The sequence below is a fragment of the Burkholderia sp. MS455 genome (genome assembly GCF_016899445.1).
Classification (GTDB): Bacteria; Pseudomonadota; Gammaproteobacteria; order Burkholderiales; family Burkholderiaceae; genus Burkholderia; species Burkholderia pyrrocinia_C.
This window is the reverse complement of record NZ_CP041778.1, coordinates 2,096,206-2,110,601: the sequence shown is the minus strand read 5'-3', so window position 1 is coordinate 2,110,601 and position 14,396 is coordinate 2,096,206. Positions and strand designations below refer to the sequence as shown.

The 14,396-nt window shown below is 54.3% G+C and carries 12 protein-coding genes and 2 pseudogenes; 8 read left to right on the top strand and 6 right to left on the bottom strand.

Going from position 1 to position 14,396, the window contains the following annotated elements; all coding sequences use genetic code 11:
- Positions 1-13: 13 nt before the first annotated feature.
- The 6 genes and pseudogenes from FPJ27_RS14130 to FPJ27_RS14110 all read left to right on the top strand — a co-directional run bounded on the left by FPJ27_RS14130 (position 14) and on the right by FPJ27_RS14110 (position 5,654).
- Positions 14-1,393 carry an ATP-grasp domain-containing protein gene (locus FPJ27_RS14130; protein ID WP_239483185.1) on the top strand — a complete coding sequence of 460 codons (1,380 nt, stop codon included), beginning with the start codon at positions 14-16 and terminating at the stop codon, positions 1,391-1,393.
- A 33-nt stretch (positions 1,394-1,426) separates the two neighbouring features.
- The gene (locus FPJ27_RS14125; protein WP_204421521.1) at positions 1,427-2,131 is read left to right on the top strand and encodes a 2OG-Fe dioxygenase family protein; all 705 of its coding nucleotides are present in this window, start codon (positions 1,427-1,429) and stop codon (positions 2,129-2,131) included.
- Positions 2,132-2,138: 7 nt separating this feature from the next.
- Positions 2,139-3,374, top strand: coding sequence for an MFS transporter (locus FPJ27_RS14120; RefSeq protein ID WP_204421520.1), 1,236 nt, complete (start codon positions 2,139-2,141; stop codon positions 3,372-3,374).
- 328 nt (positions 3,375-3,702) lie between these two features.
- Positions 3,703-4,006 (top strand): annotated as a pseudogene (locus FPJ27_RS36450) (IS256 family transposase); the annotation flags it as partial.
- A gap of 217 nt (positions 4,007-4,223) precedes the next feature.
- Positions 4,224-5,117 (top strand): Rpn family recombination-promoting nuclease/putative transposase, encoded by an 894-nt coding sequence (locus FPJ27_RS14115; protein ID WP_204421519.1) that lies wholly within the window; start codon positions 4,224-4,226, stop codon positions 5,115-5,117.
- Between the two features lie 357 nt (positions 5,118-5,474).
- Positions 5,475-5,654: a hypothetical protein gene (locus FPJ27_RS14110; RefSeq protein ID WP_204421518.1), complete on the top strand. Its 180-nt coding sequence runs from the start codon at positions 5,475-5,477 to the stop codon at positions 5,652-5,654.
- 303 nt (positions 5,655-5,957) lie between these two features.
- Here the strand turns inward: FPJ27_RS14110 and FPJ27_RS14105 are convergent, their stop codons facing one another.
- Genes FPJ27_RS14105 through FPJ27_RS14090 form a run of 4 tightly spaced genes read right to left on the bottom strand, consistent with a single transcriptional unit; the run spans position 5,958 to position 9,217 of the window.
- On the bottom strand, positions 5,958-6,569 hold the full coding sequence (locus FPJ27_RS14105; protein ID WP_204421517.1) for a C39 family peptidase: 612 nt from the start codon (positions 6,567-6,569) through the stop codon (positions 5,958-5,960).
- Between the two features lie 3 nt (positions 6,570-6,572).
- A complete protein-coding gene (locus FPJ27_RS14100) occupies positions 6,573-7,415 on the bottom strand; it encodes a hypothetical protein (protein ID WP_204421516.1) in 843 nt (280 codons plus the stop codon).
- On the bottom strand, positions 7,333-8,133 hold the full coding sequence (locus tag FPJ27_RS14095; RefSeq protein ID WP_204421515.1) for an amino acid racemase: 801 nt from the start codon (positions 8,131-8,133) through the stop codon (positions 7,333-7,335). The genes FPJ27_RS14100 and FPJ27_RS14095 overlap by 83 nt, the downstream gene beginning before the upstream one ends.
- A gap of 13 nt (positions 8,134-8,146) precedes the next feature.
- Positions 8,147-9,217: an ATP-grasp domain-containing protein gene (locus FPJ27_RS14090; RefSeq protein ID WP_204421514.1), complete on the bottom strand. Its 1,071-nt coding sequence runs from the start codon at positions 9,215-9,217 to the stop codon at positions 8,147-8,149.
- 408 nt (positions 9,218-9,625) lie between these two features.
- On the opposite strand from FPJ27_RS14090, the gene FPJ27_RS14085 reads away from it, so the two are divergent.
- A complete protein-coding gene (locus FPJ27_RS14085) occupies positions 9,626-9,778 on the top strand; it encodes a hypothetical protein (protein ID WP_204421513.1) in 153 nt (50 codons plus the stop codon).
- Positions 9,779-9,962: 184 nt separating this feature from the next.
- Here FPJ27_RS14085 and FPJ27_RS14080 read toward each other — a convergent pair whose 3' ends face one another.
- Together FPJ27_RS14080 and FPJ27_RS14075 are read right to left on the bottom strand one after the other, a co-directional pair.
- Complete coding sequence (locus FPJ27_RS14080) at positions 9,963-11,174, bottom strand: hypothetical protein (protein ID WP_204421512.1); 1,212 nt, start codon at positions 11,172-11,174, stop codon at positions 9,963-9,965.
- A gap of 176 nt (positions 11,175-11,350) precedes the next feature.
- Entirely contained in the window at positions 11,351-13,186 is a 1,836-nt protein-coding gene (locus tag FPJ27_RS14075; protein WP_204421511.1) for a penicillin-binding protein 2, read from the bottom strand.
- Positions 13,187-13,655: 469 nt separating this feature from the next.
- Here FPJ27_RS14075 and FPJ27_RS36445 point away from each other — a divergent pair.
- A pseudogene (locus tag FPJ27_RS36445) lies at positions 13,656-14,099 on the top strand (IS5/IS1182 family transposase); the annotation flags it as partial.
- Positions 14,100-14,396: the final 297 nt, after the last annotated feature.

Below are 14,396 nucleotides of genomic sequence, written 5' to 3'. Positions count from 1 at the left end.
GAAGAGGAGCGTAATGATGTCTCATCCAAGTGAATACGTGCGACAAGAAGCGGTTCTATTTGTGCAGATCGAGGGTGCTCTGCTATCAGTGAGCGATTATCAGGATGCTCACTTTGAGGCGGCCCGGAAGATGGGGCTTGCGTGTCTGAGCGCGATTGTCCGTCGAAACGGTGCGGTAGACGAGAGGGGTTCACGGCGCGACAGTGTGTGGGATCTTGATTCACTTTCAGTTCAGTCATTGCTGCGCCTGCTCGAGCGGCTTGACGCGCAATACGACATAATGGCGGTCTTTTGTCATGCCGGCCAAGCGTCCGCTTGTGGCGAGATCGGCGCGATAGTCGCCGAGGTTTGTCGGATAACGGGTAGAGTCCATTCGACGACTGCGGCCATTGAGATGTGCAACAACAAGTTCCTAATGCGAGCAGCACTGCAGCGGAACGGGATTCGTTCGGTCCGATATGACATATGTAATTCTGTAGGCAGATTGCGGGCGGCGGCTGAGGCCATTGGTTATCCGGTGATTGCCAAGCCGCCTTGCGGCGCAGGATCGGCTTTTGTTGCAAAATGCCGGAGTTGGAGTGAATTGCGCGATCACTACGAGCTCTTCGTCGAACAGTATGCTGAATCTGCTGTCTCCGATTATTTCGGTATGCCGCGCGAGATTCACATCAATGGGCGCGCGATTTCGTATATGCCGGGTAGGAGTGTTCTCCTTGAGCAATATATCGAAGGAATTGAGGGTAGCGTCGAGTGTGTTGTTCTTGATGAGCAAGTTTATCCGGTATTGATTAACGAGAAGTTGATCCTGACCGAGAAGCGCGGCACGATACTGGAGAACCTGCTTATTTCCCCGCCTGTTTCGTTTGGTACGCGAGAGGGTAATGCGATTAAGCAGTATGCAATCGAGTGCCTCGAAGCGATTGGTTTGCGAAATGCGATCGTGCATCTTGAGTTTCGCTTATCGAATGATGGCCCGATCGTCGTCGAGATCAACCCCCGACTTGGTGGACTCTATGTAAATTCGGCACTCAAGGACATCGCGGGCCTAGACCCATACGAACTCTACATGATGATACAGACGCGCGCGTCCGGTTTGCACGAGTGCTTGCGAAACGGATGCTTGCGTGCGGCACAAGGGCGACAACATTACTCGATGTTCGCCTTATTTCCTGAGCGGAGTGGGCAATTCAACGGGATCAACGGACTCGATCTCGCCGCTTCTGACCCTGCGATCATCGAATACAAGATTGGATGTCCAGTGGGGAGTCATGTCCACGCAGAAACCGAGGAAAACTACTTGCTGAAGGGGTGGGCGGCCGTGCGTGGACGCGAACACGCGATTAGTCTTTACGAGCGGATTGTGCGCGATTTGAAACCGGAAATTGTTTCCTGAAAATTCGCCTTGATCTTACCTTTGGAGGCACCCATGTCCATCGATGTCGTCATCGACGATCTGAATCAACGCAACTATTGCCATACACTGTGCTTTCGCGACATGATCCGACGCGATGTCGATGAGGAAATATTGTTCAAGCGTCACTGGGATCGTTTGGTGGCCGATGAGAACTATAAGAACTATACGCGACGCGAGCGACGATTCCTGCAGTATCGTTTGATGCCGAGTCGTTCGCTTGAGATCGATCGGAATACGGATTTCGAGCCCGCGGCCACATACGACGTGGATTATACGCGCGGCATTAATCGATTGACCTATGCAGAAAACTCTTTCATCGACAGCGCGATTTTCCGTCAGATTCTGGAGACGGACATTAGCATTCTCCGTGAGCGGTTGGTTCCAGAGCATGAGTATAGGATCCAGGTTCATCTGTTCCGGATCATTGCTGAGCATGGCGTCGTTAGTCCGACGACTTCAGGGATCCACCAGGATGGGGGAGACTGGGTGTTTATGCATTTCGTCGACAGCTGCAACATTCAGCCGGTGGTGTCGGAAGTCCACATATCAAAGGAGTCCGCAGTACCGTTACACGCTCAGCCGTTGCAGCACTTCCTTGACACTGTGATCGTGAATGATGCGCTGCTCTACCACAGCGCCAATGCTGTTCAGCAGGTGAACCCGTTAAAACGCGCGTTCCGGGACATGCTTTTGATTTGCTTTTCTTCAGCGAGTTGACTTCGTCATGAATTCCGAGTTGCGTCTGGAAAAACGGACATCATATTCGCTGGCGCCGTTGTACGTCTGGCTTGCGTTCAAGACCATCTCCGATACCAGTTCGATGATGATTAGTATCGTGCTGGCGACGTATGCGCTTGATATTAGTGGCAGCACAGTGCTGCTCGGATTGGCGATGGCATTGCGACTGCTAGGTTCAGTCGCGGGTGCAGCCGCAGTGCCGCGGCTAAGTCGGTTTTCGCGCCGTACCCTCATCTTTTCGGCGGAGGTTGGTAGTGCGCTTGCGATTGGCATGTTGGTCTTTTCATCGCGTGCGGCCGATACGGTACTCGTATATGTCGTGCCGTTCTTGATTGGTGTATTTCAGGGCATATACCGAGTTTCCATCATGTCTGACGTTCCGGAAATGGTCGGGCGGGAGGGGCGGCATCGTTTCAACGCGATCCTATGTGCAACGGATGGTGTATCGGTGGTAGGCGGTAGTCTGATGGCATCGGTCGTCACGCACTATCTAGTCTATAAGGACGTGTTCCTGATTGATTCAGTCACGTTCGCGATCTCCGCGGTTTCGTTTCTGGTTATAGTGGGTGGAATGCCAAACCAGCAATGTACGTCTGGGGTAACGCTGACTTCCACCACTAACGTTCCGTCGGGCGTAGGGCCTTATCTACCGGCTACAGTGTTACTCGTGATCGGCGCGCGCTTCGTCGAGGCGTTTGGCTCCAGTGTGCACAACGTCGGTTTCCCGATCAGGTCGCAGTTGTTCGACGCTTACCATCCCGTAATTCTCTACGGTTGGTTGATGGCCGTATGGGGCGCCGGACGCCTTGTCTCCACACCGGTGACGCCGCGTTTGCTCAAGCGGCTCGAATGGCGCCGTCAGCCGCTTGAACCATACTTTATTGGGGCACTGATTCTGACATTTGTCTGTTTTCTCTGCGTCTTCGTGGTACGCACTGTGCCCGGTATGTTGGCCTTCGCCTTTTGGGCGGGCGCTTTCGATGCCGCAACAGAGACGATCTACTATTCATTCTTGCAATTGACTCCGGCGACGATGCGTGATCATGTGATCGGAATATCTTATGCTGCGGAGCGCACCGCGTTAGGATTGGGTATGTTGTTAGTCGGGTTCGCATTCTCTCGGTTGACAACGGATGTCGTCGCGCTGTTGTTCTATAGTGGATCTATCGCACTAGCCAGTCTGATATTGATCGCGGTAGGAGTGAGGCGGGTATTCAATTGAGTTCGAGCCTGACGCATTTCCAGCGAATAGGGTAGGCGGCCATATCAGATCGTCGCTACCGGAGTAACATCATGTTGGCAACTTACTTGTTCCCTACGGCGATAGCAAGAGTTCCGAGAATAGCGCGGTGGTGCGCTTCTGGAGCGCTTCCCGCAGGTTCTAAATCTAAATGAATGCGGCTGCGCTGAGGTCACTGCCTGCCGGCAGAGCGGCGGAACATGTATTCGGGTTGAAGTTGAACGTCGACTGGGCCTGTCAGTCATTTTGTGTTCAAGGCATATCATGCTCCGAAGGAGGATGTATGCCTCGCTAACCGAAAGTCAAACCGATAGACCTGCCGGCCATTCCTGTCGAGTTGCTTGAGCAATTCGGCAGCGGCCCGATGGCGGCTGACGCGATCTATACCGCAACGCTGGCCTTCGAGAACGCGCTGATCGAGCAGGCGCTGGGCGTCGTCGAGATGAGCGATTGTCTGGGCTACCCGCTCGGTGCGGACAAACCAATCGCCATGACCAACCAGCGCAATGGCACGGGAGCCAAGACCGTTCCGACGACGGCCCGATCCGTTTCGAGGTACCTCGCAACCACGACGCAGTTTCGAACCATTGCTGATTCCCGGGCGCGAACAACGCTAGGCTGCAGGAGATCCCCCGACCCTCGAGCCATACTATCTGAAGCCGTGGAGCTAGCACTAAGATAGCGCTAAAGCGAGGGCAAAAAAGGGATCGAACATAGGCGATTGGCCGGGCCCGACGGGACCCAACAGATGTGATGAGCATGCGAAATGCTGCGTCGCACAATTTCGGGCCTCATGCTAGAGTATTGGCCGAGATACTGATCGGAATCAGCATGAAGAAGGGCAAATCGACACAGGCGCCACACGATGCGGTCTTCAAACAGCTGCTCACGCAGCCAGACACCGCGCGGGATTTTCTGGAACTCCATTTGCCGGCGCCGTTGCTTGCCTGTTGTGACCTGGCGAGCATCCGGCTGGAGTCGGGTAGTTTCGTGGAAGAGGATTTGCGTGCTTATTACTCGGATGTCCTTTGGTCGTTAAAGACATCGCGAGGCGATGGCTATGTGTACGCCTTGATCGAGCATCAGAGCAGTCCGGACCGGCATATGGCATTTCGGTTGATGCGATACGCGGTGGCGGCGATGCAACGGCATTTGGACGTTGGACATGATCGACAGCCGCTGGTGATCCCGATGTTGTTCTATCACGGGCAAATAAGTCCGTACCCTTATTCAATGTGCTGGGTGGACGAATTCAGTGAGCCGGAGGTCGCCCGAGAACTGTACGGCGGGGCGTTTCCGTTGGTGGATGTGACGGCAATGGCCGATGACGAGATCATGACGCATCGTCGAATGGCAATGCTGGAGCTGCTGCAAAAGCATATCCGTCGGCGGGATTTGGCGGAACTAGTGGAGCAGTTGGCGATATTGCTGGCGGCTGGATATACTGGTGGGGAGCAGTTGTCGTCCCTGCTGAACTACATGATGCAAGCAGGTGATACGTTAGATCCAGAGGGCTTTATGCGGGAGCTTGCGCAACGAGTGCCGCAACATGAGGGGATATTGATGACGATAGCGCAGAAGCTGGAGCAGAAGGGACGTCAGGAAGGACGTCAGGAGGCGACGGTTGAGATCGCGAGGGCGATGTTGGCCACTGGGCTGGATCGAGCGGCGGTCATGCGTGTTACCGGACTGTCGGAAGGTGAGATACTTAGTCTCACTCATTAAATTCTTTGTCACGAACGTCATATTTTAATGGCGCGTTTGCGACAATGGCGCAGCTTGTGTTGAGGGAAACACTGGTGATGTTATTCCAATAGCGTCCACCACCATGCGATTGACGAAATGCCCGTGGGCGTGATGGAGGGCATGGTCGCATGGCTCCGGATACGTGTATGTCACGCGAATGCAGGAGAGCATCAATCATATTCGGAAATACGGCGTTGATGCTGATTTCCTTGACACGTGCCAGGCGCCACTACGGATCGTGCTCGAGCCAGGTGCGCTTTGGGCGGCCGGTGAGCCGGCACGGTATGGCGGCCGCCGGCGCACTGCCGGCGGATGCGTGACGACGAGTGCATGCCGATGGAGCAGCTGGATGACGGTGTCGGTCGCCTGCAGCCACAGCTCTTTGTGGACCAGCGCGTACGGTGCCGAGCAGCGAGCGTGACGCCGGGGGCGCGTGCCGGCCTGCTGTATGATCCACTCGCGCAGCGGCACGAACGATTTCTTGATGTATTCGGCGCCCGCCACAACGAGGCGTAGGGGCGCAGGGCGGCGGAGTCGTAGTGGCTGGCTCGGATGATCACGCACTTCGCGTTGTCGAAGACGACCCGGGCGGGGGCACACCGCCAAACCATTCGAAGGCGCGTTGGCGACAGCCCAGCCACGTCTCGACGGTCTGGCCCGGAACAATCTCGGCGTTCTGATGGCGCGACCAGCAAAGCGTCATCACAAAGATCCAACGTCGGCCCGGCGCCGAAGTCGACCTGCACGGCATCGGTCGCCTCGAAGGCCAGGATCGTCGTTCTTTTCGCGTGGATATCTGCAGGAAGCCGCATTGGGCATTTACGGCGCAATCAAGATTCCCCTATTCGCGAAATAGCGATCGAACGTACTGCGCCTCATCGATACATACTCTTGCGTATCCCGTGCAAAACCCGACGGATTATGAAATACCCAATCGTCGGTCCCCGGATCGATGCCAAGCACAAGGACGAGATGTCCACCGCGGCTGGGCGGCTCAAATCCTGCCTCCCGGATGCCTGGATGAACCGACGCCATGAGCATATGTCCTTCACGCAAACTGGGCTCGAGCGCGGTCGAGTCCATCTGTTCGACGACACGGCTTTGAATTTGAAAGCGATCACCGATCCAGCTTACGAATGGCCGGTAGATCAGGCGCTTACCTTTGTCGCCCAGCTCGGGTTGATAGACGCCGAAGGTTATGGCCTCATGCACGAGTTCCAACAGCGGGATCACTCGGTGGGTGCGATGTGCCAGCAACATCTTCAAGCATGCGATGCCGCAAATGTGCGGGCACCATTGTGCATATTCGCTCGGGCTGCTGGCGCCAGAGTTGCGCCAGAGCGGATCGTCCTCGGCGCGCAGCTCGCGTGACAGAAAGCGGGAGATCAGAGTCCTGGATTCCCATTGAGAAAAATACGGTACGTCGATCATGTGTTATCCCATAAGCAGAAGTGCAACACCTACTGCGGCCACTACACCGAAAGCAAGTTGCCCGCGGAGTTTGCCTTCACCGAAGAGAACGGACGAAACACCCAGCAGCAATGGAACACGAAGGGAAATCGCCAAGTAGCCGAATGCGACAGGTAGGACCGTCTGCAATGAAAAATTGAAGAATAGCTCAGGTAGTGCCCATATCGCGCCGACGAACAGGAGCGGCCGGACGCGAATGCCGAACAGCTTGCGGCGAACTAACCACGCGGCCAGGACATTTCCGATTCCAGTCCAGAAGAGATAGGGAAGCCACCCTGTTCGGGGGATGCCAACCTTGTCGCAAAGGGCAAAACCCACGATGATTACAATCATCCACGCAAACCGCCGTTTGTCCGCCGCTTGCATCGAAGTGAGATGACCGAACAGGGCAAAACCAACCCCGGCCGCAAACAGCATTGCGATGGCGGCGACACCACCCAGCGTGAGGCGTGTTCCGAATGCCCCCCATTCGACTACCGCGATGAATCCGACCGCGATTGGGAACGTATAGGTCGTTGCCGATAGACTCCGCCCAATCAGGCGCTGCTGCATGGCCATTAGTACCGCGAGCAATGCGCCCTTGACCAGACCGGCACCTATGCCGACGAGATCTGGCTGGCTGGCTGGGGCGTGGCCGACTGCTGTCAGCGCCGACCACACCGTGACGCAACTTACGACCGTGCCCAAGCCTACGCAAAGTGCAGTGGCATCCGGATCGATGTCGTTAGCGACCCGCCTGAACAGCAGGGTCCGTACGGTGACGAGCACCAGGATTGCCAGAAAAAATTCTGCCTGCACCGAGCTCAAGGTCGTGGCCCTCAATCATGGATCTGTTGTTCGATACGCCAAGTGCCGAATCGAGATGTACGTCGATGGAATCGATGACGGCGATTCCACCATGGAAGCTGAAGTCAGGGAGGATGAGCGGAATCTCCGTGCATCCCAGAATGACCGCCTCGACACCGGAAAGCGCAAATTGTTTAACGACGCCCATGAAGATATCGCGCGATACCTGGGAAAAGATTCCGTGGCACAGCTCTTGGTAAATGATGTTGTGGATCACGGCGCGATCGCTTGTTTCAGGTATCACCACTTCGACCCCGGATAATTCGAGTCGCTCGCGATAGAACTCACGCTCCATCACGTACCGGGTTCCCAACAACCCGACGCGCCTGTAGCCGCGATCCAGAACGTGCGATCGGGTTGCGTCGATGATATTGACGATGTCCAGATCGAAACTGTTTTGAAGCCGGTCGCAGGTATTGCTCGTCGTGTTCGAGCAAATCATCAGCTTTCGTACCCCTGCATGCTGAATGATGTCTGCCGCGCGGGCGAGAATGGCGTACTCGCCGTCGGCATCGTTAGCCTGCTGCCGCGCGAGGATCTCTTCGAAATTCAGGCTTACCATGACGAGATCAGCGGAAACATGCGCGCCCCCTGCTCGCTGTGCCCGCATGTTCAGCCGACGATAGTATTCCATCGTCGATACCCAGCTTACTCCGCCTATCAGGCCGATTCGTTCCATGTACGCCTCCGGGTCAGTCGATTTGATAGTCGATGAAGCTTTTCCGCTGCTTCTCCGACAGGAAATTGTTACGGAACTGCAGGATTGCTTCGCCGAGGGTGATATCCGACGCCGCGAGCATCTTTGGGAAGAGGCTGTTGCGCATGAGGCCGGGGATTGGATTAGCCTCGAGGAAGAAGACCGAGTCATCCGGAGAAACAATAAAATCGAATCGACACATGTTTCTGAAGCCGACGGATCGAAATATGTCGACTGATATGTTTTTCAGCATGCGGATGATCGTCGATTCGTCCGTTACGACGATCTCGTTCGCTTTTCCTGTGCGATGTTTTTGTTCGTGGCCGAAGAACGCTCCATCTGTTTCGATACGGACGGCTGGCAATGCGATAATCGATTCGCCCTTCTGGATGCATCCGACCGAATACTCTGTGCCCGGAATATACTGTTGAATCAAGGCATGTGCATCGTATTCGAATATTTGCTCAAGATTAGTTTTGATCAACGAAATCGATTCGGAATCGACAAGATAGCGATGCGTGAATAACGATGCACCCAGGGAGTTGGGCTTGACGACGATTGCTCCAGAAAATCGATCAACGATGCGGACGCCGGATTCCGAGAGATGGCGCTCATGCATCAGGAGCGTGTCCGGTATGCGTACCTCCGGATGGGTGCTGGCCACAAATTGATTCATGTGGTATTTGCTCATCGCTAGGCTGGCTGCGAGTACGGGGCCGAAACTTCCTGGCACGGACGTTATTGCTGCCGCACCTTGAACATGCCCGTCTTCGCCGAAGTTTCCGTGCAGCAAGTTCAGGACAAACGTGCCGGCGTTAGCCATCTCCCCGAGGGCTGCCCAGTACGGCATGGACTCACGAGACCGCATGTAGTTGTTCACGGGCAGATCGGGTTGGAACCGCGTGGTTGTCACGAAGCCTTCGACATCCACATAGTAAATATGTTCTATCTCTATAGAATCGCCACGATGAATCTCCTCAACGACGTGACGGAGCGATTCCAGTGATGCTCGATGTTCTGCGGATTTTCCGCCAAATAAAATCGAAATGCGTGTTCGATTCGACATTGAAATCTCCGATGGATTCAGTGGTATCGATGGAATGCGATCGATGACTCCACCGAGATGGTGTGCTAGTGAAAAATAATCAGACGGAATTTGGTGGCGCCGAAAATGAAGGTTATTATTTATTTGATAAATAATGGATTATTGTCGATGGTGATTGGATTGACTCTAAAATGAGCCAATAGAATGGCTGGCGCGATGGATTTTAGTTCGATGCGGTTTGCGAAAATTAATTGTTAATGCGCGCATAGTTTAACGTGTAGGGTGGGTTGGATTTTTGATGTCGAGCGGTAACGAAGGCTCAACGAATTTCAACAGCGAGAACACGATTGGCTAACATTCTGCTGAAATACCGCCGCATCTTCGATGCCCGGTAGTTGATACGAGAGCCATTCTTGTTCTCGAGAGGGCATGCGCGCTGTCGACACCATTATTGAAAGCCTGCTCGCGGTTCGCGAGCTGGACGATCTCGCTCCGGCTTCGCATCCGCTGCGCGAGATCCGCGAAATGGTGAATGAAGCTGGGCGAAGTGGTTCGATTCTTCGCGCAGCGGCACGAAGTTGACGTGCGGGGCGGGTGGCCGAGCCTTGTACATCAACCAAGTGCCGTTTGCTTTCAGTGATTCGACTGACATGCATACATTCTTCGGATTATCCGAGATCAAGCGGTGCTTCAACCACTTGGCGAGCTGCGCGCGACCCACGAGTGGCAGTTCACCGCAAGTAATTTAGCAAAGGGGGCGTGGCTTCTAATCGTCTCCTATTGATCCTAGATCGAGTCCGCCGAGAAGACGTGCCCGAGTTTTGCACATTTGTTCAAACTCATCGGAATGCGACGTTTTATCGCGAACTTGACAGGCAAGCTTGATGCGCCGCAGCAAATCCTTTTGCTGGGCATCATCAAGAGTGCTATACGACTCAGCGAGTTGTGCTCGAAGCGCATTGTTACCACTATGGGTGCCGAGCACAAATTCGGATGTCCTTCCTAGCCAATCTGGCGATAAAAACTCATAGATTTTTGTATCGTTGATGTCAGCATCGGCATGTGCTATCGATTCATGTCGAAATGCATTGAACCCGGTGACGGGTTTAATCGCGCTCATATGAATTCCACTGATTAGTTCGACTTGCTCGGACAGTGATGTCAGTTTGGTTGCATCTATTTTTGGATTAATGCCATAAAGATGTATAAGTGCAGCAACGACTTCGGCAAAATCGGCGTTCCCGGCGCGGGCGCCGATGCCGTTAATAGTGCACATGATTGCGCCAGCACCAGCGCAAACGCTAGCGAGCGAATTGGCGACTGCGAGCCCAAAATCGTTATGACAATGGGCGCTGAGCACAACAGTCGGATCGATACTTTGTCGGATTCGGGTAAAAAGTTTGGCGATCAAGCCTGGATGCCCGCATCCTACCGTATCTCCGAGTATGATTCGTCGAAGCGGGATACGCGCATGAATACGGTCGAGCAGTTCGGCTAGCCAGTTTGCGTCGCAGCGCGTAGCGTCCTCGAAAGCGAGGTTGACCTGTAGCCCTCGACTGACAGCTTCTTCTGCTCCATGCGTAAGTATATTTTCGGCATTGGCTGGCGTGCGACCGTATCGCGGAGACAGGCGGACGTGACTGATAGGAGCAAATAGTACGATCTCACTCGCGCAGGCTTCGACGACAGCCTTAATATCGCTCCTGAGCGGGCGTGACGTTCCGATTAGGGTCAATTCGGGAGTGCGCTCGTGAATCGCTTGCATAGCCTCACGATCAGCGCCGCGCGCAGCGGGAAATCCAGCATCGAGCACGCGCACGCCGACGCCAGAGAGTGCTTGAGCCAGATTAATCTTTTCTGAAACGTTGAAGCTGACACCCGCAGCCTGCTCGCCGTCGCGCAGCGTGCAATCGATGATTTCCACATGTTTTGGAAGATCGGGATGATAGCGTCGCGCATTTTCGTAGATGGATGGCATGGCGGGGCGTCCTCCGAGTTGATTAATCGACCTAGGAATTGTAAATTATTAACTATTGGAAGGCGGAAATATTCGAAGGAATTTAAGACAATTCTGAATGTTGTTGCTGTTTCGCCGGGCAGGCCCAGCGGATGCTGTGATGAAGAATGGAGGCTGATCTTTTGTGGACTCGATGCCTATATCGGTCTCGACGTTCCCGAGTGTATTTCGTTTCTGGATTGGTCTGGTGATGGCGGTTGATCTCGTTGATTCCTTGTCGGGCTGTGATTGATTGATGTGAGGGTTGCAGTAGAATCTGGTGCAACCCCCAACATCGGAAGTGATTCGGCTACAATTGATGCGAACACTGGCCCGGCGACTGCGCCACCGTAATAGCTTTGTGAATGAGGTTCATCGATCATAATGGCAATAATGAGGCGTGGCTGTGCAATTGGAGCCATGCCAACAAACAATGCGCGATATTTGTTGCGAGCGTACGTTCGGCCAACTTGTTTGCGTGCGGTTCCTGTCTTGCCCCCGACCCTGTACCTGGCGACTTGGGCAGTACGTCCAGTACCGCTGGCGTTGACGGCCATCTCGAGCATGGTGCGGATGGCGGCGGCACTTGATGGTGTGGTAACGCGTGCACCGGCAGGTGGTGCTGCATCGGCCCTATGAATGAGCGAGGCTGGATGAAGGGTGCCATCGCCCGCGTAGGCGGTATAGAGTTGTGCTAGTTGTAGTAAGGATACCGACAAACCGTAACCATAAGCCATTGTTGCTTGTTCGATCGGGTGCCAGTGCGTGTACAACCGAACTCGACCTGAGGCCGCGCCGGGAAAGTGTAGCTGTGGTGTCTGTCCGATCCCATATCGTTGGTAGGTTTCCCAGATCGTCCGGGCAGGCAATCTTAATGCAAGCTTCGCGAGTGCGATGTTGCTTGATTTTTGCAGTGCTTGGGCAATAGTGATAACCCCATGATTTGAGGTGTCATGAATGACGGCTGGACCGATTTTAAAGGTTCCAGGCGTAGTGTTGATGGTGGTTTCTGGTGTCACCGTATTCTGATCTAATGATAGAGCAACGATGATCGGTTTAATGGTCGAGCCGGGTTCGAAGGTGTCGACCACGGCGCGATTGCGCAATGGGGCACCGCCCAGATGGATCCGGTCATTTGGATCGAAACTGGGATAATTGGCGAGCGCAAGAATTTCACCCGTTTGTGCGTTGAGCACAACAGCGCTGCCCGCTTGCGCGTGATGTTTGTTGACGGCAAGGCTGAGGGCGCACATGGTGATTTGTTGGATGCGCCTGTCGATGGTCAGTTCGACTGTGGCTCCAGGGCTGGCTGGTACGGTGGGATCGACATCGGAAATGATGCGGCCAAGTCGGTCGTGAATAACTTTTCGTTGCCCGCTCACCCCGGTAAGCAGGCTGTTAGCTGACAACTCAACACCTTCTTGGCCTTGATCGTCAATGTTGGTAAAACCAACAATGTGTGAGACGGACTCGCCCTCCGGATAGTAGCGCTTCGTGTCGGAAACGAGTGTAATCCCTTTGATTTCGAGTTCTTCAAGATGCTTGGCAGTGGCAACATCGACTTGTTTTTTTAGCAAGATGGTCGAATGATTGTTGTGTAAGCGCGATATCAAGGTGGTGGGGTGCAAATCAAGCGATTTCGCGAGCGCCTCGTAATTCGATGAAGCAATCTCTTGGGGATTTGCCCAAACTTCGTAACTGGGAAGACTGATTGCCAGCGTGGCGCCATGCCGATCAACAATTCGTCCGCGCATGGTGTGTAGCTCGATCGTGCTCTGATAGCGTTTCTGTCCCTGCAGTGTATAAAAGTCGTGATGGGCGATCTGAATCCAGAACGCGCGCAGCGCGAGTGCAATAAAGGCGAACAGCATGACGCCCAGCACGAAGCGCGACCGCTGATCGTGCTGGGCAATGCATTGCGTCCCGATACGTTTAATCGTTCGGCTATCGTGGTGAGTCGAGCGGCTGACAGGTCTGAAACGGCTGGGATGCATGATGCGCTATTGCGCCATATGTGTAAGCAGATTTCGGGAATTCCAAAAAGCGAGTTAATAGTATCTGTTCGTATCCCTCATGGCGCGATGAGATTTGTCTTGATTTTTTTGGGGCGGTTCGTGAGAGTTGGCCGATGATTATCTGAGCGACGCAGTTGGTGGTCGATGTTCCGCATCCCGAATGCCTCGAAAAATTTCGAAGATCGGCTGCCCTGATTTTATGTATACGGATCTGATAGATTTAGATCAGCGATAGCAACTGGACTTTGCGAGGGGGAGGGTGTACGGTTCGCGGCATGTCGAGAAGAAAAGTGCCAACGGAGCCGTGTCGTCGATTCTCCCGCTGCTGACTCCAGCGTGAGGCGTCAACGAGGGAAAGTTGATTGCTCTAGCTCGGCAACCTACGCCGACGTGTTCGCGGGCGTTGTAAGAAGTCGTTCACCGGATGAGGTCACGACGATGAAACAGCATGAGCGTTGCGGAAACGGAAAGTGCAGAAGGGAGAACTTGACCGGTTGGCAGCGTTTCCTTGACGAGATGGAGAAGTCGGTACTGTGCGCGATTGTTGACGGCAATCGAGTCGTATCGCCCGCAGGGTGAGCGCGGCCGCCCACCGATCGATCTGGAGCGAAAACTTCGAATCTATTTCCTGTCGTTATGGTTCGGTCGATTGCACGAAGGGCTACAGGATGTGCCGTGCAATAGTATCGCGTGCGGTCGTTTGACGAGATTGTTCTGGCCATCGAGAACATGTCGGGGTGACTTCGCTGCTGAAGTTCCGGACCTGCTGCTCGATTATGACCTGGCGCGCAGCTGTTCGACGAAATTGGCCTTTCGCTGAGCGAACGTGGTCTGGAGGAAAGAAGGTGTGCAGGCTGATGCAACGATCATCGAAGTGCCGCCGTCAATCAAGAAGGGGGCATCGACGTGGCGCAATCCCGGATGGTGGGTACGATGCGCCGGAGCCCTTCAAGGTAACTCAAGGCGAGTTGAACAGACGCTTGCTGTACTGGCGTGCCTCCCGGTCACAGGGCAATTTGTGGTCGGCAAGGTGCGATTGCACTGGCACTCGTCGGCAGGAGCCTCTCAATCCAATCCCGAAACGCCGCATCGTCGCTTGATTATTGCGAAGGGCATTTTTGTGTGTCGCGGTTTCGACGTAGCGATCGATAGCGGGCATGACTCGTGGGTACAATCGAGCCATTAATGT